We start from the raw sequence: 19,462 nt of genomic DNA, 5'->3' as shown, positions 1-19,462 counted from the left end.
TACAAGGATACAAATGCGAAAAACAAAAAAGCAACTTGAAGACGAAAAGCGTTATGGTGGTCGGAATTTATTTGACTTTATAGAATTAGAATTTACAGGAGAACAAAATGAGCAACAGAATAGAGAATTATCCAAATATGGAGAGATTGAAAATGGCTTTAAACGAAGTGGCATTTCATCAGATACATCAACTTTGGATAGACAAGAAGATTCCACAATACAGCCTAATAATACTAGAGAGATGGGCGGAAATTTATCCCAACACAATCAAAGCTCTAGGAATGTCAGAACTAACGACACTAGCACTTCCACAAGCGGAAATGGAACTAGAAATTTTAGAGAGCAAGGAAGCGGAGCAGCAGAGAATGCAGGGAATCACGGATATGGAGATACTAGCAGAAGCGCAAATCAATCTCAATCATTTCATAGCAGTAAAACCACAAATTTATTCTCCTTTGTTTCAAGAGATGATGAATCAAGACAAGAAACAGACGCAAGAGGAAACAATCAACAATCAATATTGGGGACTACAACAAGAAATGATGGACTTGAAAGAAGAAGCTTCAAATCTGAAAAATTAGATTTTATAAGTGATGATGAAGTCTATCTTGGTTCTTTAAAAGATAGATTTCAAAAAAATATTCAGGCTGTTAAACTCTTAAAAACTATAGAAAAAGAAAATCGCTATGCCACCAAAGAAGAGCAAGAAATTCTTAATAGATTTTCAGGGTGGGGCGGAATCCCACAAGCTTTTGATCATTACAATAAAGAGTGGGAACAGGAATTTAAAGAACTCATTACCTTACTTGACTACACAGAATATGAAGATGCAAAAACTTCAACTTTAGACGCTTTCTACACTCCAAAAATCATTATTGATACCATTTATCAAGGTCTTAATCAGCTGGGTTTTAATAATGACAATCACGCAAAAGAAATTTTTGAACCAAGCGCAGGAATAGGCTCATTTCTATCCTACGCTAAAAATTACAGCGATAAATATCATTTTACCTGTATTGAGCTTGATACTATAAGCTCAAATATCTTGAAAAATTTGCACCCAAATCAAACTATCTACAATAAAGCTTTTCAACATCATCTATTTCATAAGCCTTATGATGCTTTTATCGGAAATCCTCCTTTTGGACAAAAAAAGATTTTAGATCCAAGCGATACTACTCTAAACAAAACGAGTGTGCATAACTATTTTATTGGAAACTCCATTAAAAATTTAAAAGATGGTGGTATTGCTGCCTTTGTTGTATCAAGCTATTTTTTGGATTCTAAGAATAATTTAATTAGAGAATATATAGCAAAACAAGCAACATTCTTAGGAGCAGTGAGGTTGCCAAATAACGCTTTTAAAAAACGAGCTAATACCGAAGTTACAACAGATATTATCTTTTTTAAAAAAGGTAAAGATTTAAGCGTAGATAATGCGTGGCTAGAAAGCGTAAAATATTACGATAATCACTTTGAAGAAGCTGAAAAAAGAGGTATAGAACCTGTTATTTTAAGTGGCTTTCATATTAATGAGTATTTTAAAAATCATCCTCAAAACATTTTAGGGAAAATGGATATTAAAAGCTCTCAATATGGATACGATTTGGAATGCTTAAATGATGGTAGAGATTTAAAAGTCGCATTAGAAAACTTTATCCAAACTTTACCTAAGGATATTTATCAATACCAAGAAACTAAAATCAAATTTTCTTATTACAAGGTTGATAAAGAATCTCCTGAATATCAAAAATATAACGAAGTTATTGACAAGCTAAAAGATGGCAATTACTTTGAATATGATAATGAAGTTTATATGAAAGTTTGGAGCGATGATAATGAAATAACATTTTCAAAGCCTGTTTTAAACGAACACGATAAAAGGAGAATTAAAAAGCTCATCGCGATTAGAGATCAATTCAATACTCTTATCCAATATGAAAAAAATGAGCTTAATGATAGTCTAGTAGAAGCCCAAAGAAAGCTTTTAAATAATCTTTATGATGAGTTTGTTGCTAAAGAGGGATTTTTAAATAGAGACGCCAATAAAAAAGCTTTCAGAGAAGATGTAGAAGCAAATAAAATTTTGTCTTTAGAGAAAAATTATAATGCTGGTATTTCAAAAAATGTTGCGCTAAAAGAGGGTGTTAATCCATTAGAGCCTAGCGCAACAAAAGCGGATATTTTTTTCAAACGAACCATAAATGCGCAAAAAGAAATTAAAATCTCCACTCCTCAAGAAGCACTTATCGCTAGTATTAATGAGCATGGGAGAATTGATTTACAATTCTTACAATCTCATTTGGAGCTTCCATTAACAGAAATACTTAATGTGTTACAACAAGAAAAATTAATTTTTAGAAATCATAAAAATCCTACTGATTTTGTATTGGCTGAAAAATATCTTTCTGGAAATGTTAAAGCAAAATACAAAGAAGTAAAAAAAATAGTGGAAGGCGGTTACAATGAATTTGTTAATAATTTAGAGAGTTTGGAGCAGGTTTTGCCCAAAGATTTAAAAGCTGTTGATATTGCAATAAGCTTGGGAACTACTTGGATACCCATTAAATATTACAAAGAATTTATAGAGGAAACCTTGCAAATTGATTCTAACAATTACGATTTATTCTTGATAGAAAAAACTGGTGAATGGAATCTTAAAGGCAATGGATACATTTTAAGCCCTTATATCCGCTCACAATATGCCACTGAAAGAATAGGCTGTTTTGATTTATTTGAGCACGGCTTATTAAGAAAGCCTATCCGCATTTATAATAAAAAACAAGATGAGACAGGCAGAGAACATAGGGAATTAAATCCAAAAGAAACAGCCATTGCTAATTCTAAATTAGAGAATTTAAAAAATGAGTTTATAGAGTGGATTTACAAAGACTATGATAGGCGCACAGATTTAGAGAATATCTACAACGAAAGATTTAATACCAACATAGAGCCACAATACAAAGGGGATAATCTAAACCTTCCAAACTTCAATGCCAACATTGCGCTCAAAAAACACCAAAAAAATGCAATATACAGAGCGATTCAAGAAAATAGCATTATTTTTGATCATCAAGTGGGTGCTGGAAAAACCTTAGTGGCAATTTGCTCGGTCATGGAGCAAAAAAGAATGGGTCTTTTAAATAAGCCTTTAATTGTTGTTCCAAATCACTTGGCAAGACAATGGAATGATGAATTTTATCACGCCTATGCGAATGCTAATATTTTAGTCGCCAACAATGATGATTTAAAAAAAGATAATAGAGAAAAATTCTTTTCAAAAATTGCTACAAATAACTATGACGCTATTATTATGACGCATTCACAATTTAAATTAATACCTGCTCCTTATGAAATAATAAAAAAACAATATGAGGAGGATATTAGTATTTTAGAGGAAACATTAGAGCAAAAACAAAATGATGAGAATGCTATGCGATATTCTGTTAAAGACTTGGAAAAACGCATTGAAAATTTCAAAGTGAAACTAGAAGATTTACAAACAGCACATAGAAAATCTAAAGCAATAGATTTTTCAGAATTAGGAATTGATGCTTTAATTATTGATGAAGCTCACGAGTTTAAAAATTTACTCATTACAACTTCAATGGGCGATATAAGTGGTCTTGGCAATTTAAAAGGCTCACAAAAAGCCTATGATCTTTATTGCAAAACAAAATATATCCATGAGCAAAACAAAAAGCTTTATTTTCTGACAGGAACTCCTATAAGTAATTCCATTACAGAGCTTTACACATTACAAAGATACATCCAACCCGATGTATTGGAGGAGAAAAGAATACAAAGCTTTGACGCTTGGGCTTCAACTTTTGGAGAAGTTACAAACGCGTGGGAACTTGATAGCTCTGGAATTAATTACAAAATAGTCGCAAGATTCAATAAATTTAAAAATGTTCCTGAACTTTCCACCATGTATAAGAGTGTTGCAGATATTGTAACAAATGCCGATATTATGAAATTTCAAAAAAATTTTGTGCCAAAGCTCTATAATGACAAGCCTATTAATGTAGTCGCTCCACGAAGTGAAGCCATAGCGGAATTTATAGGCATTCAAGATGAAAATGGAATGTGGAATAAAGGCTCTATTGTTTGGAGAATGGAACATCAACAAGAAGATATTTCAAGAAATAATTTACTTGCTTGCACCACAGACGCTAGAAAAGCTGGTCTTGATTTTAGATTGATTAATCCCTATTATGATGATTATGCGGATTCTAAAATCAATAAACTTGTTGAGAATGTTTATAATGAGTATAATACTTGGAATAATGACAAAGGCACACAATTAATCTTTTGTGATTTATCAACACCAAAGCAACACTCACAAAAAATTATTTTGGATAATAACGAAATAACACCAAAATCAAAGCAGGACAAAGAAGAAGAGTTTATCAACATTAATGAAGCCATAGAACAGACAGAGGAAGAAAGCAATAAAAGTTTAGATGAGCTTTTAGCAGAACAATCAAAATTTGATGTTTATACTGATATTTTAAAAAAGCTTGTTTCTATGGGTATTCCTCAAAATGAAATTCGTTTTATCCATGATTCAAAAACAGATTTACAAAAAGCACAACTTTTTGCAGATATGAACTCTGGGAAAGCTAGAATTCTTATTGGCTCAACTCAAAAAATGGGTGCTGGAACAAATGTGCAAAAAAGAATTGTAGCCTTACACCATTTAGATTGTCCATGGCGTCCTAGTGATTTAGAACAAAGAAGCGGTAGGGTTATCAGACAAGGCAATGAACTCTTTATGAGAGATCCACAAAATTTTAGAGTAAAAGAGTTTAGATATGCCACCGAAAGAACCTATGATGCTAGGATGTGGCAAGTCATTGAAAGTAAAGCTCGTTCCATAGAACAATTTAGAAAAGCTGGGTCTAGCGTAAGAACCTTAGAGGATATTACAAGTGGTGCAGCTGATGCCGCAGAAATGAAGGCAGAAGCCACAGAAAATCCGCTTATTTTATTGCAGGTGCAATTAAACAGCGATTTAAGACAAGAGGAAATGCTTTATAGTGGCTATAAGAGACAAATCCACAATAATGAAGAGAGCCTTAAAAACAATATCTCTAAGGTTGATTATTTAAAAAATAATGTATTGGCATACAAGACTTTAAAAGGTATCGCGGAGCTAAATAATAATGAAAATTTTCAAGGAAAATATTACGAAATTCAAAGCGATGAGAATGTTGCTAAGGATTTTATTGTTTTCAAAGACGATAATAGCGATAGCAATAAAGGAAAGCAAAAGGAAATAGAATTAATTTTTGATAAGAATATTGAGGCTATTTCTAAAGACTATCAAAAAGAATATAAAATTCTTGAGTATAAAGGCTTGTTAATCAGTGGAGAGAAAACATCGCTAGATACACTTAGCTTTTATATTTCAACTTTGGATGGCAAAACATTTGTAGAACCTGAAAATCTAGTATATAAGCAAGATAGTCAGCTTCTGTCTTTAGCAAATGAAGTGAGCTTTAGGGGATTTATGACAAAAGTTAATAATTTCTATAATAATTTAGAAAAATTCATATCCTCAAAAGATTCACAAATTCAAAAATTGGAGGCAGAAATTACAGAGTTAAAAAGCGTTACAGGAGAGAATACTCCCGCTTATAAGAGAAAAGACTATTTGGAAGCCCTAAGAGAAGACAATCGCGCTGTAATGAGCGAAATAGAAAAAATGAGTAAGCAAAAAGATTATAAAAGCAGTTTTACTCCAAAGTCTGCTGGTATTTTAGAAAGTCTAAATAAGAGCAATGAAATTGCAAAGGAAAACGATTTGCAACTAAATTAATTTTTGCAATTAGCGTATTGAGGAGTCTTTTAATAATATTTAAATGGATAACTCATTGTGCTTTCAAATTAATATATTGATAATCAACAGAGCTAATACAATTAAAAGAGAAAATATTAATTTATTTTTTGAGCGAATGTCATTATCGGCTTTGATTGAATTATCTCTATAGTATTTTATAAGTTTATCATTTGTTTCTTTTTCATATTGCATTTTTTTTAATTGGCATAACACATTAGCAAAAGAAAGCTCTTGAATATAATCAAACTCTTTCCTTAGTTTTAAATTGCTAATTTCATCTATACTAAAATATGTGTTATTATCATTAAATATAAAACCTAAATCTTTATATAATGTGTCTCTTCTTTTGTGGTTATCTTCATCTTCTTCATCTACGAAACTCAATTTTCCAACAAGCCTACCTGTTGGAACATAGTTTAAAGCAATTTCTAACATTTTATTAATTACAAATGTTCCTATGCCAAGAGATCTATAATCAGGATGAATCATTATGGAAGAATGGAAGTTCCACCGCTCATTATACTCATATTTCAACTTCCAAGAATTTCTCATTTTGCTAGTGTTTGGAATAATATTTTCTCCATTTTTTAAATATTGATAATCTATAATTGCCCATATTTCAACAGAATAAAATTCTTTGTTGTTTCCAATTGCCTCTACCTCAAAACCTAATTTAAAGCATACTTCTTTATCTCCTTTTTTGGAGACATAAAATTTGCTAGTATAAAGCTCTTCTTTCAACTTTTACTCCTTAGTGGCTTCATTCATTTCTATTAATCCTAATATCTGTCCGTCGCAAGTTATTATCGGGTCGTCCTCTGTTTCCTTGCTGTAACTGATTGAGTGCATTGATGTGCAAAAGCATTTGAGTTCGTTTTGCGTCATAAACCATAGGCTCTTTGGACAATACTCGCAAAGAGTTTCCTTTGTTGGCAACAGCTCCTCTTTTAACTGATTTATTACCGAGCTCTTGTAAGACTCTCTGTCTATATTGTTTTGTATAATCTCTCTCACGATTAACTCCTTTATCTTGTATAATTCTATATCTTTGTTTATCTATCTTTTTGGGAATTTGTTTTAATTCTTTCTCTCTACCAATAACAGAAACATCCCAAATAGGTTTTTTTAGAATTTTAGCAGCTTCTCTCCACTCTCCTTTAATTTTCACTTTTCTTTTTATCTCATATTCCTCTTGTCCTACTATTTTAAATCTTGCATATTCCCCCCTTAAAACTTTATTTTCTTTTACAGCCCTTTCTAAATCTTGTCCCCAAATTGTAGCAATTCCCTTTTTGGTTTTATAGCTCACATAATAACTTTTCTTTGCATTTTTATCGGCACTAAATTGATAATTAGCATTTCCAAAATCTAAGACTTGGTAGTAGTGCATTTTTATTTTTGGAGTTTGATGGGTTGGATTTTCTTTACTTGTTTTAATGGATAATTCTTGATTCTTTTCTGCTTCTCTTTGTCTTTTATTTGTAGCTGTTGCTTCAACACCTAATTCATTTAATGCTTTAGCAAATTCTATTCTTAGATTTGCTAAATCTGCTTTTCTTAGATTAATTCTTTTGCCATTTTGATTTGCAATTTTTAAACAGATATGACAATGTGGATTATCTGTATCACCATGAAAAGCAGCTACAAAAAAATTATCAGGATACATTCTTTTTAAAGCAGTCATTGCCGCTTGTTGTAATTTTTCTTTTGGAGCAGCAGAATGTTCCTTCATAGAAAAAACCATATTAATAGTATGCTTTTTCTCTTTTGCTCCATCTTTATAAGATGGAATAGGAACACCTTCATTTCTAAAAAATCTTTTTACATCTAAGATCTCATCTTCTCCTACATATCTATCAAAATCATTAGAAATTAATTCAACATTTCCATTGCGAGAAATATAATTTATATGTCTTGAAAGTGCTTGAAAATTTTTAGAACCTGAAGTAACTTTAACAACGACTTCAGTATTTTTTCTAAACATATTTTTACTAGAAAGCTTACCTGTCTTTGAATTTTTAATATAATTATTTCTATTTTTATTTATATAATTTAATGGAAGCTTTGAAGCACTTTCTATTTTGGTAAAAACTTTTTTTGCAATTATCTCATCATCAAATATTCTAAGGCGAGACATTTAAACTCTTTGGTTATTAACCTCAATAATTTTGCCAAGAGTATCAGACAATATATCTATTTTATCTCTAACACTATCAATGGTATTTTTAAGATTATCTTCATTGATTTTAACTAAATTATTACTTCTAAGAACCTTTAATAATTGATAAATATTTTTACCTATGGAATTAATTTCTGTCCTAGTTTTCATAAATGCAATTAGCTCTGCATTTGCAAAAAATTTGTTTTTATTTAAAGAATTTATCAGTCTAAATTTTGCTTCTTTGGATACACTTCTAAAACCATTATATGAGGCAGTTTCTTTTAATAGATTAAATTCATCATCACTTAATCTTATTCTTATTTCTCTAAAATTTTCATTCTTATTTTGGTGTATATTATCAAGTAATTTAAAATTATTATTTACATAAATATCCTTATTTTCTTGATAATCTCTAATGATATAATTGATAATCTTGTTGATTGATGACTTGGTTTCCAACTTAATTTTATTTAAAAAATCAAGATTATCTGTTTCAATTGTTAGCAAGTATTTTTTCATAAAAATATCCTTATTTTAATAATCAAAATGAGCCTCGCAGAGTTTATTCTGCAAAATAAGATGAAAAGTTTTATATAACTTTTCGGCGTTTTTGCCTATCCTGCATTTCATAGATTATTTAAATTTTGAGAATTTTACAATATCAAGCTTTATAAGATATTAAGTTTATTTTGGAATAATGCAATTTATATAATTTTTAAAGGGATTAATTATGCTTCAAGAAAGTAAAATGATAGAAGAGTTAAAGCGTGAGTATGATGAGAAATTAAAGAAATTACGCCAAAAAGAAAAAGAAAAGAAAGAGCGTATATATAAAAAACTTTCTGTGGCATTACTCAAAGATTTTGAAGAATGTGATAATTTTATAAACGAGTTTAATCTGCTTATAGAAAAATTTGACTGCAAAAATACTAAAGACGCTATGGCTACAATAAATAGTTTATGCTCTTTTAATAAAAATACAGATAGAATAGATGACGCAAAAAACAACAAAACAAAAAATACTCTGGAGAATAAAAATGGAACAGAATTACAAAATCAAAGTGACTGATGTAAGCAAATTGAATGAGCATTATAAAGAAGCAATACAGGAAGGAACTTATGAGGGAGAAGATGTTAATAAATTCTTTAATACCATAAAGACATTTGACATCGCCGAAAGTTTATTAAAAAAAGATTTTTCAAATCAATTTATTAATTTTGAAATCATTACAGATAAAGAAAAAATTCCGTTGAATATAAGACTTGGAGATAAAAATTTTCAAAAAGGAATTGATCATCTCATTAATATTGGAAGCTCTCAAATAAATAAAGAGAGTATAAATCCTAACACAAAAGAAAATCTTAACAATCAAGTTGGTAGCTACAAACCAACAACTTATGATCAAATGTTAGATGGCACTTTTAAAGCTTTAAAAGATTTATCTGAAATAGTCAATAAAGATATTGCTGCAATGGTATTAACATTTTCTAAGTCTTTTTCAGAAGCTAGAAAAGACTATAATAAAGAAAATCAACTTTCAACAAAAGAACCATCATTTTTTAAGCAAAAAATGAGTGAATTTTTCAAAAAAAAACTAAATAAAAAGCAATTTGATAAAGAAATAACAGCAGATAAAACTCGCTCTTTAAATAGATAAAAGGATAAATTATGCCGCAAAAAAGAATTTATCTTTATGTTCCATTTAAAGACAAAGAAAAAGCAAGATTGCTAGGAGCAATGTGGGACGATAAAGAAAAAAAATGGTTTGCTCCAAAAACTTTAGATAAAAATATTTTTTCGCAATGGTTGTATCCGCAACAAAAAAAAGAATTTTCATTTGATGAGCAAGAAATACTTTCTGCTTTTAAAAATGCTTTGGAGAAACAAGGATTAATTATTGATGGCTCACCCATTATGGATGGAAAGATTCATAGAGTAAAAACCACTACTGATAGAGGCAGAGAAACAAGCGGGGCTTATAGCGGTTTCTTGGATGAATATCCCGCAGGTTTTATCCAAAATTTCAAAACAGGCATTAAAGAAAATTGGAAAATGCCTTCAGAATTAAAGCAAACTATTACTAACTATCAAGCTCCTCATCAAAAAAAAGTTGTAGCTTCCACAAAAAATAATAAACAAGAAATTTTGGAGCTACAAGAAAAAACCGCTCTTAAAATTGAAGAAGAATATCAAAATGCAAATTGGGCAAAATCCAATCACCCTTATTTGCTTAAAAAAGGTTTTAATGAAAATTTTTATCTAAAGCAAGATTCCAAAGGATCTTTACTGATTCCTTTAAAAGATGAGAACAACAAAATATGGTCTGTCCAAAGAATCTTTCCCAATGGAGATAAAATTATCGGAATCATAAGAACCAAAGAAGAAAAAGAACAGGGCATAGAATATTCTGCGCGAAAGTCTGGTTGTTTTCATATCATAGGAGCTAAAAGTTTGGAGTATTGCAAAGAATTTATTATAGCAGAAGGCTTTGCTACTACAGCCACAATTTATAAAGCACTCAACAAACCTGTAATTATGGGTGTAGATGCTGGAAACCTACCAAAAATTGTTGAAGTTCTGAAAGCCAAATTTCAAAACACTCCTATCACTTTAATAGCAGATAATGACAAAAAAAGAGAATTGCAAGGGCTTTCTAATGTTGGAGTAGAAACTGCAAAGGAAATCCAAAAAAAATTCCCTGATATTAAAATCATCATCCCGCAAATCACCAATAAAGAGGCAGAACAAGGAATGAGTGATTTTAATGATATTTATTTAAATAAAGGTCTTGATGAAGTGAAAAAACAGCTAAGCATACCTGATTTTCACAAAAAACTTGACACCTTTAAATCCGCTCACATTGCGCACAAAGAGCAAGACATTACAAGGTAATTTTTGTATATATTAATAAACAATAATATATAATAGTTACTTTAAATTAACAAAAAGGTAGAAAAATGAAAAGAGCGGTTAAATTAGGTTTATTAGGTGCAATTGTTGCTGGTGTATTTTCTGCTTGTTCAAGTGAGCCAAAGTCTGTGGAGTATTATTCTGACCCAAAAAATGCTAAGGAGTTGGAAGCAAAAGTTGCAGAATGTAAGAAAAAGTTTCCAGAGGGGAGCGAAAAGCTTGAAAAGGAACAACTAAAATATTTAAATGGAAATCCTAGCAATGAATATGCAGATTGTGAAAATGCTTACAGCGCAAATTTTATGAATTCTGTAACAGATTTTGGAAATATTACAGATGAAGATATTGCAAAACATTTTAAAAGAAACAACAATCAAAAATCACAATAAATACTGCTATACATTAGTAACTATTATATATTAATAGTTACTCTTAGTAATTAATAATAACTAATGTTATACAGAAATTCAAAAACATCGCGCGGCTCTAAAAATATAAAATCAACTTTCAAAGTCTAAATGCTGATGATTCTTTAAAATCTCTTTATACTTCCTTATCCCTTTTAAACAATCAAACAGACCTACAAGCATTATCACAAAGAGAACAATCAATATAAAATAATCTTGAAAAAAACTCCAAACATCTTCATAGGCGAAGAATTTAAAAGCTAAAATTAAACCAATCACAGAACCCGCAATAACTATCACCATCAAATCAAAATACAATTGATTCAAAATCTTAAATTTACTAAAGTTTAATATGCTCTTTCTTTCCACCACAGATTCCCCTCAAATTGTTAATCTCTACAATAATTATACACTTTTTTAAACATTAAATTTATGTTTCTCTTTATTCACTGCACAGAAATTTCCACCTAATAAATTTTAGCTCTTTTATTTCTTATAAAACTTTCTTTTTGGTGCTGTTCAAAATCGCAGTTTAGTAATTTGCGATTTTATGTAAAAGGTCAAAAATTTTAATTTTTGATTTACCTATTAGTATTTGGGTTTTTAATTAAATTTATATTTAATAAATTTAATATATTTAGGAACTATTCTATTTAAGTCAATCAGGCTTTGGAAGTGCCTTTTTATCGTGGGTGGCTTCCGAAAAAATGTCAAAAACTATTCTATTTAAGTCAAAAACTATTCTATTTAAGTCAATTTTTCAGTAAGCTTTGTGGCTCTTGGAGTGATTTTTGCTGACATACATATAATAAACTATTCTATTTAAGTCAATTTTATTTTTTATAAGCTTTTCAAAAGCTAATATTGACATACATATAATAATTTCACTATAATTTCCAGCGTTATTTATCTGACTATTCTATTTAAGTCAATTTTGGAGTGGAGAATATATGCCTAAACGCAATACCATTGATACAATTACGCTCGGTCTTTTTAGTGATGATAGTGTATCTATCATTTGTGAGGATACAATTAAATTAGAAATGGGTTCTGTGGCAGTATTAAGCGGTAATAGTGAGGTAGGTAAATCTCTTTTGGCTTTAAAAGTGTGCGCAAATGCAATCAATGATGGTTTAAAGCCTTTCTTTTGGAGTATAGAAGATAAGAATCAAGCGATTTTAGAACGCATTAAAAATATAGAAAGCTTTTATCCCTTTAAAAGCTTAGAATTTGAGTTTTCAAATGAGCTTCCAAAGATTGATAAAAATTCTATCGGTAGCTTTAAAGAAGAGCTTAATGAATTGGCGGATTGTGATTTAATCGTGCTTGATACTTTTAGCGCATTTTTCTCTACGCTAGGTTTTAAAGATCAAAACAATCAAAATGATGTGCAAAACTTTTTTAATATCTTAATAGACATAGCCAAAGCAAACAATCAAGCAATTTTGTTACTGCACCATTTAGATAAAAAGGGCGAGAGCTTAATGGGTAGCTCTGTGATTATTAATGCGCCTAGAATCGTTTATAAACTCTCATTCCAAAAGGGTGAGGATAAAAGCTCTACAACCTATCGCTTACTTGAAGTTTTAAAGGATAATAACAATATTAATGCGGGAGAATACCAAAAGACTATCAAGGTATTGCATAACCCTAGCATTGATGAGCCACTCATTAAAGATATAAAAGTAGGCAATATTGATTCTCACACTTTGGAGATTATCAATAAAAAAGATATATCCGCTGTAAGCGTTAATGATTTAGCAGAGGGCTATGTAACAATGAATGAGAATAGAGGGGTCTTTTATCTTAGTTCTCGCAAACTTACAGATTCTAATTTTTATAAAAATTTCAAAGAAAATGACAATAAAATAGAATTTAAAATGGTTGGTGCTAATGGCTCATCTTATGCAATTAGTCTTAAAAATTCTTTGCTTACACAAACACATAGGAATATCCTAGACGCTTTATTCTTGTATATCAAGAAAAATGTAGATACTAATGTCATCAAGAAATACCAAGATAATTTTTGGGATATGGAAGTAAGATTAGAACCCTATAAATTTTTAAAACAATACCTTAACAAAAATCCTAGCAATTACTCGTGGCTAAAGCAAAAATTTATTGAAATTTCTCGCTTTGCCTATGATTTAGCTTTTACACAAAATGTTGAAAGTGGTGATAAGCAAACAATCACGCAAAGAGATAAAGGGATTTTAATGTTTGATTCTGTTGAGCGTATCACAAAAGAAAATGGAGTGATTGTTTCTGTGTTCGTGCTAACAGTTCGCAGAGAATACATTAAAAAACTTGAAACAGAATCTACGCTTTCATACGATGATGACTTATCGCAAATTCTTATAGATTTAAATTCTTTAGTGGCGCAAGATTTAATTAGATTTTTGACAAGCTTCCCTGATAAAAAGATTCTTAGTTATAGTGAGTTTTGTGAGATTAAAGCTTATAGGCTCTACAAAGAAAGCTCTATTATTTCAAAACAAAAGAAAGAGATTATCAAGCTAAAAGATAAGCTCATAGAATTTGGAATCAATATCTATGGCAAAGGTGTAGAATTTGCCGAGTATGATGATAAATTCTTTTATGATAAATACAAAAATAAAAATGATTTATTTTTCATCTATCAAAGCAATAACAGAGTGAAAAGATTTATCAAGCGCAATGATCCTATGAACCAACTCAACACCAAAAACAACAAATTTCTTACGCAGAAATCATTGTTTGATTAAGAGAGAAAAATAAACATGCAAGAATTGACAAATAATCAAATTATGGAACAGGCTTTGGAAAAATCTGCTGAATTATGTGTGCTAATTGCAGCGTTAGACTTAAATAAAAAATCTAATGATTATGATTTTCGTGAGCTACTAAAATCAGCAGTAACCATATCGGTTGGATTGGATAGCTTAATAAAAGGGAAGTGAGTTTTAGCAGATTCTTTTGATGTCAAAAGCATATCTAAACCAATATTAAAGGCAAGTATCTTAAAATATATGATTTACTTAATTTTGAAGTAAAAATGAACGATTAATTTTAACAGATTTATTTTATATTATTCTTAATAATAAAATTAATCTCATTTTAATTTGCGTTTTTTAATAAACCACAATAAGCCATCATAGCTCTTACCACTATCAGCATAAAGTAGTTTCCAGATGCTGCAGATAGATAAATTTTTTGCTAATAATTCCTTTATCTTGTCCTTATCTTTATCGTAAATACTATTTAATGTGCCATTAGGACGCCCTAAAATTTTGCCACTAGCCCTCGCTTTTTCTAATCCTGCTTTTGTTCTTTTGCTTATTAAGTCTCTTTCATTTTCAGCAAAATAAGCATAAATTGACAATATCAATTTAGAATCGGGATTATTAAAATTGCTAAGTCTCATTTGCCTTAAAAATAAAAATTTTATATCGTTAGCATTGAGCTCAAGCACTAGATTGATAATTTCTAACATATCTCTACCAAGCCTTGAAAGCTCTGTTGCAATTAATAAATCACCAGATTTTAGTTTTTGCTTTAAATCTTTAATTTTTCTTTTCTCTTGAGATTTTGTAGAGCTTTCTTTAACTTCTAAAATTTCATCTAATTTGATATTGTTCTTGTGGCAATATTCCATAATTTCTAATTTTTGTGAATCTAATTCTTGTTTGTCTGTAGATACTCTAATGTAAGCGATAGTCATCGTTCTAAATCTTTAAATTTTTGATTTTTTGTGGATTGTTCTTTAAATTCTTGAAATTTAGCTTTGAATTTATTACTTTGATTCAATTCAACTTCTTTTATTTTGGCTTTAGAGTGCATATTTTGTATAGTTTCTTTCAAGCTATATTGCTCACCTATTTCTGTCACATCAAATTCTTTTACACACTCGGAAATCCAAGCCAATTCCTTAGAAAGTTTTCTAACCATTTTTAAAATTCGTCTATCACTCATAGGTTCTTTTGAAACATAGCCTGAATATTGTCTATGTTCAAAACCATTTTCAAGCATAAATCTTTTAATTTGGTTATAAGGCTCTCTAGTATCTAAAAAAGATTTTTTCAATTCATCTGTATATAAATCAAAGTTAATAGCCTTGCGTGTTAAGCTCATTACCAAACACCCATTTCATCACCAATTAACTCCTCGTTGCCTTCCTTTTCACTAATCCAAATCCATTCCTTAATATTTTTGGTGAACCAAGCAATTTCCATAAGATTACCATAAACAAAATTTCCCAAACGAGCTAAATCATTTTTATCTCCCATACAATGATAAGTATATTTATCTTTTTTGATAAGCTTACAATCTTGTGCTATTTCATCAATTGCTTTATACATATCTTCTAAATTATATTTACCCTCTCTCAAAATTTTCTCTTCATCCAAGACGATTTTTGTGCCTAAAAGTGGATATGCCATTATTGACTCCTTTTTTGCGTTAATTGTAATAAAAAATATCTGATTCTAAAATAAAACCATAAGTCAAATATTAATCTAATTATATAACAAAATTTAACTCATTAATTTAACTAATATATTAACAAAAATTAATCGTTCATTTTTATTAAGGAGAAACAATAAATGAAAACAAGGTTATGGTCGTTATTTTTAATGAGTCCAATGCTTCTTTTTGGTGCTGGTGGTATTGATAAAGTCAATACTTTTATGGAAAATCTAAGCACAGCTTTATACGCAGTTGGTGCGATTATCCTCACAATTGCTTTTATGTGGGCAGGTTTTAAAATAATGTTTCAAGGGCAAACACTTAGAGAGGTTGCTCCTGTATTTATCGGTGGTGTTTTGGTTGGTTCAGCATCAGCAATTGCTGGATATATCATCGCATAATCTTACATTGCAACGAGGTTAATAATGCAAAACAATCCGCTTTTTAAAGGCTTAACGCGTCCCCCAATGATTTTTGGAGTTCCTATGACACCGCTCTTTGTTGTAATGTGTGGAATCTTTCTGCTTGCATTTTACAGCCAAAATATTTTTCTGCTTGCATTTGCAATCCCCACATTTTTCATCATGAAAGCAATGACAAAAAGGGATGATTTTATATTTCGTTTAATGTTTTTAAAAATGCGATTTTTTTCCAACCCTGCTTCTAAGAATTACTATAAGGCTAAAACTTATAGCGCAAATTCTTATAGAGAAATGCCTAAAAATTCAGATTTTCCAAAAATCTCTGTTTTTGGGCTTAAAGCAGAACCTAGTTTTGAAAAACTTATTCCCTTTTCGTCTTTAATTAGTGATTCTGTGGTGATTACAAAAAATTATTTTTTAATCTCAACTTGGGAGATTAAAGGTATTAACTTTGAGGCAGAAGAAGACGATGAGCTAGATACAAAAAATGATCTTTTGAATATGTTATTTAAATCTTTTGCAAATGAGCCTGTGAGCTTTTATTTTCATAATTGTAGATATTCCATTGAAGATAGGCTCACTTCAAAATTTAACAATGCTTTTTTAGAGGAGATTGATAGAAAGTATTATGAATCCTTCAAGCAAGGGACATTAAGAAAAAATGCTTTGTATCTCACTTTAATTTTTGATCCTCTAAAGGTCAAAATAGAAAAAACAGCTTTTATGAAAAGCTCTTTTGAGAGTAAAAGAAAGATGATTAGCCTATTTCTAATGAAATTTGGAGAATTTACAGATAGACTAGAAGCAAACCTTAAAGATTTTAGTCCAAAAAGATTAAAAACCTATTCAAAAGATAATAAAACATATTCTCATCAATTAGAGTTTTACAACTATCTAATCGGTGGTAAATTTAATCCTATAAGAGTATTGTCAGCTCCAATAGATCAATATCTAAATGGCAATTTACAAAACATACAATTTGGACACGAAACCATCCAATTTAACAGCAATCATGGTGAAAAAAGATTTGCGCGTTGTATTGAAATTAAAGACTATACTAGCGAAACTTTCGCTGGAATCTTAGATGTTTTAATGTATTTAGATATTGAATATATCATCACGCAAAGCTTTTCACCAATTCCTAGAATAGACGCTAAATCTGCAATTTCTAAACAGAAAAAACAACTCATTGCAACTGAAGATGATGGATTTTCCCAAGTGGCAGAAATTGATGACGCATTAGATCAACTCACAAATGGAGAGATTTCCTTTGGCAAATATCATTTTTCAATTCTTGTTTATGGTGATTCTTTAAAAGAATGCAAAGATAACGCAAATGAAGTTATTACAAGAATGAATGAGCTAGGATTTGGTGTAACTTTAGCAACAATAGCACTTCCTGCTACTTTCTTTTCACAATTGCCAACAAACTTCGCCATACGCCCACGCATTAATCTAATCTCTAGCCTTAATTACTCTTCTTTAATTGCTTTACACAATTTTGCAATGGGTAAAAGAAATAAAAACTGCTGGGGAGATGCAGTTACGATTTTAAAAACACCAAACAAACAACCTTATTATTTCAATTTTCACCAAAGCTCGGGGGCAAGTAAAAATGACTTTGGCGACTTCTTTTTAGCAAATACTTTAATTTTGGGGCAAAGCGGTGGCGGTAAAACGGTCTTTATGAATTTTATTGTTAATCAAATGATGAAATATGCGAATAAAGATACTTTCCCCGATGATGTTCCTGAAAAAAATAGAAAATTTACAGCGGTTTATTTAGATAAAGACAAAGGAGCTTTAGGCAATATTCTTTGTGCTGGTGGTAGATATATTAGCATTGAAAATGGTAAGCCAACAGGATTTAATCCTTTCATGGTTGAAACCACACAAGAAAACATAAGACAACTACAATCTTTAATCAAGCTTTTAGTTACTAGAAATAATGAAATTCTAACAACTAGAGAAGAAGAAATGCTCAATAATGCAGTAAATTCCATTATGAAAGGCTTTGATAAAGAGGAGAGAAAATTCCCTATTTCATTATTGCTAGAAAACCTAACAGAAAATGTTGATGATGATAATTCTCTTAAATCAAGACTAGCACTTTTTAAAAGAGGTAAGCAATTTGGCTGGGTATTTGATAATGAATTTGATAATTTAGATTTTCCTGATGATATTAATCTTTTTGGGATTGATGGGACTGAATTTTTAGATGATAAAGATGTATCGGGGATTCTAAGTTATTACATTCTTTGGCGTGTAATGAGCTTAACTGATGGTAGAAGGCTTTGTATTGATATTGATGAGGCTTGGAAGTGGCTAGAAAATGAAATTGTGCAAGAAGAAGTCAAAAACAAATTTAAAACCATTAGAAAGCAAAATGGCTTTTTAAGACTTGCTTCACAAAGCTTAGAAGACTTTTTAAAACTCAAAAATGCAAAAACACTCATTGAGCAATCTGCGACAATGGTTTTTCTACCAAATCCAAAAGCTAAAGATGAGGAATATGTTGATGGTGTTGGTTTAAGTTATGACGAATATATGATTATTAAAGGATTTGATCCTGCAAAAAGACAATTCTTAGTCAAAAGACAAGATGAAAAAGCCATCTGCACTTTAGATTTAAGCTCTTTAGGAAATGAGAATCTAAAAATCTTATCCACTGGAACAACTTATATAGACACCATAGAAAAAATCTTCGCGCAAGAGGATAAAAGCCTTGATGAAAAAGTCGCAGAGCTTAAAGAATTTTATAGGAATGAGTAACCAATGAGCGATAAAGAATTAGAAAACAAAATATTAGAACTTGAATCATACATTAACGAAGCAAAAAAGAGCATTGAGAAATGCGAAAAAACAATCAAATATCTAAAAGATATTGTTTGGGATAGACAATCCAAAAAAGAAAGCTCCAAAATGCACAAAGTGCTAGAGAATACCAAACCCTACACAATGGTCAAAAGCAATGTAGGCGACATTAAAGTTGATAAAGAATTTATGGAAAAAGAAACCAAGAAGCATTTAAACAATCCAAATTTAAGAGGTATGGTAACCACAGAAGAAATGCTTAGCTTCCCTAAAGTAGCTAAGAATGTAGATGCTGAAATTGATAAAAGAATAAATAATTACACTTGGAGAGTAAAAGCTAATGATGAGAGTATTTTAAGATATGGGAGCAGAGAATATGAAATAGAAAGAAAAAATATTAATAGACTTCTAACTAATCATTCAGAAACAGAATATGGAGAAAGGCAGGGTAGGGGCGAA

At 30.2% G+C, this 19,462-nt stretch carries 17 protein-coding genes; 10 read left to right on the top strand and 7 right to left on the bottom strand.

Features of this window, described 5'->3' with window-relative positions; translation table 11 throughout:
* Positions 1-13: 13 nt before the first annotated feature.
* On the top strand, positions 14-5,824 hold the full coding sequence (locus tag BS85_RS0109360; RefSeq protein WP_026944555.1) for an SNF2-related protein: 5,811 nt from the start codon (positions 14-16) through the stop codon (positions 5,822-5,824).
* 63 nt (positions 5,825-5,887) lie between these two features.
* On the opposite strand, the gene BS85_RS0109355 is transcribed toward BS85_RS0109360, so the two are convergent.
* From BS85_RS0109355 to BS85_RS0109345, 3 genes are read right to left on the bottom strand one after another with little or no spacing between them, the layout of a single operon-like run.
* Entirely contained in the window at positions 5,888-6,586 is a 699-nt protein-coding gene (locus BS85_RS0109355) for a GNAT family protein (protein ID WP_026944554.1), read from the bottom strand.
* Between the two features lie 19 nt (positions 6,587-6,605).
* Positions 6,606-7,982, bottom strand: a complete 1,377-nt coding sequence (gene mobP1, locus BS85_RS0109350) for a MobP1 family relaxase (protein WP_026944553.1) — start codon at positions 7,980-7,982, stop codon at positions 6,606-6,608.
* Positions 7,983-8,525 (bottom strand): hypothetical protein, encoded by a 543-nt coding sequence (locus tag BS85_RS0109345; RefSeq protein WP_026944552.1) that lies wholly within the window; start codon positions 8,523-8,525, stop codon positions 7,983-7,985. It abuts the gene before it with no gap.
* A 211-nt stretch (positions 8,526-8,736) separates the two neighbouring features.
* Here BS85_RS0109345 and BS85_RS10675 point away from each other — a divergent pair, with 211 nt between their 5' ends.
* The 4 genes from BS85_RS10675 to BS85_RS0109325 all read left to right on the top strand — a co-directional run bounded on the left by BS85_RS10675 (position 8,737) and on the right by BS85_RS0109325 (position 11,306).
* Positions 8,737-9,075 (top strand): hypothetical protein, encoded by a 339-nt coding sequence (locus tag BS85_RS10675; RefSeq protein ID WP_245596333.1) that lies wholly within the window; start codon positions 8,737-8,739, stop codon positions 9,073-9,075.
* A complete protein-coding gene (locus tag BS85_RS0109335; protein ID WP_026944551.1) occupies positions 9,044-9,664 on the top strand; it encodes a hypothetical protein in 621 nt (206 codons plus the stop codon). Before BS85_RS10675 ends, BS85_RS0109335 begins: the two co-directional genes overlap by 32 nt.
* An 11-nt stretch (positions 9,665-9,675) precedes the next feature.
* The gene (locus tag BS85_RS0109330) at positions 9,676-10,899 is read left to right on the top strand and encodes a DUF5710 domain-containing protein (RefSeq protein WP_026944550.1); all 1,224 of its coding nucleotides are present in this window, start codon (positions 9,676-9,678) and stop codon (positions 10,897-10,899) included.
* A 65-nt stretch (positions 10,900-10,964) separates the two neighbouring features.
* Entirely contained in the window at positions 10,965-11,306 is a 342-nt protein-coding gene (locus BS85_RS0109325; RefSeq protein ID WP_026944549.1) for an EexN family lipoprotein, read from the top strand.
* Positions 11,307-11,417: 111 nt separating this feature from the next.
* Here BS85_RS0109325 and BS85_RS0109320 read toward each other — a convergent pair whose 3' ends face one another.
* Positions 11,418-11,696 (bottom strand): hypothetical protein, encoded by a 279-nt coding sequence (locus BS85_RS0109320; RefSeq protein ID WP_026944548.1) that lies wholly within the window; start codon positions 11,694-11,696, stop codon positions 11,418-11,420.
* Between the two features lie 578 nt (positions 11,697-12,274).
* On the opposite strand from BS85_RS0109320, the gene BS85_RS0109315 reads away from it, so the two are divergent.
* Together BS85_RS0109315 and BS85_RS11765 are read left to right on the top strand one after the other, a co-directional pair.
* Positions 12,275-14,068: an AAA family ATPase gene (locus tag BS85_RS0109315; protein WP_026944547.1), complete on the top strand. Its 1,794-nt coding sequence runs from the start codon at positions 12,275-12,277 to the stop codon at positions 14,066-14,068.
* 15 nt (positions 14,069-14,083) lie between these two features.
* Positions 14,084-14,263, top strand: coding sequence for a hypothetical protein (locus tag BS85_RS11765; protein WP_026944546.1), 180 nt, complete (start codon positions 14,084-14,086; stop codon positions 14,261-14,263).
* Between the two features lie 152 nt (positions 14,264-14,415).
* Here the strand turns inward: BS85_RS11765 and BS85_RS0109305 are convergent, their stop codons facing one another.
* From BS85_RS0109305 to BS85_RS0109295, 3 genes are read right to left on the bottom strand one after another with little or no spacing between them, the layout of a single operon-like run.
* Positions 14,416-15,024, bottom strand: a complete 609-nt coding sequence (locus tag BS85_RS0109305; RefSeq protein ID WP_026944545.1) for a recombinase family protein — start codon at positions 15,022-15,024, stop codon at positions 14,416-14,418.
* Positions 15,021-15,434, bottom strand: coding sequence for a VapD family protein (vapD, locus tag BS85_RS0109300; RefSeq protein ID WP_026944544.1), 414 nt, complete (start codon positions 15,432-15,434; stop codon positions 15,021-15,023). The genes BS85_RS0109305 and vapD overlap by 4 nt, the downstream gene beginning before the upstream one ends.
* Positions 15,434-15,742 carry a hypothetical protein gene (locus tag BS85_RS0109295; protein WP_026944543.1) on the bottom strand — a complete coding sequence of 103 codons (309 nt, stop codon included), beginning with the start codon at positions 15,740-15,742 and terminating at the stop codon, positions 15,434-15,436. The genes vapD and BS85_RS0109295 overlap by 1 nt, the downstream gene beginning before the upstream one ends.
* Before the next feature lie 162 nt (positions 15,743-15,904).
* On the opposite strand from BS85_RS0109295, the gene BS85_RS0109290 reads away from it, so the two are divergent.
* From BS85_RS0109290 to BS85_RS0109280, 3 genes are all read left to right on the top strand, one after another.
* Positions 15,905-16,168 (top strand): TrbC/VirB2 family protein, encoded by a 264-nt coding sequence (locus BS85_RS0109290; protein ID WP_026944542.1) that lies wholly within the window; start codon positions 15,905-15,907, stop codon positions 16,166-16,168.
* A gap of 24 nt (positions 16,169-16,192) precedes the next feature.
* Positions 16,193-18,961, top strand: a complete 2,769-nt coding sequence (locus BS85_RS0109285) for a VirB4 family type IV secretion/conjugal transfer ATPase (RefSeq protein ID WP_026944541.1) — start codon at positions 16,193-16,195, stop codon at positions 18,959-18,961.
* Between the two features lie 3 nt (positions 18,962-18,964).
* Positions 18,965-19,462 (top strand): hypothetical protein (locus tag BS85_RS0109280; protein WP_211246913.1); only part of this gene is annotated, 498 nt, incomplete at its 3' end.

The sequence above is a fragment of the Helicobacter rodentium ATCC 700285 genome, assembly GCF_000687535.1.
Lineage (GTDB): Bacteria > Campylobacterota > Campylobacteria > Campylobacterales > Helicobacteraceae > Helicobacter_D > Helicobacter_D rodentium.
The sequence above is the reverse complement of the archived record's forward strand: the minus strand, read 5'-3'. Positions and strand labels throughout refer to the sequence as shown.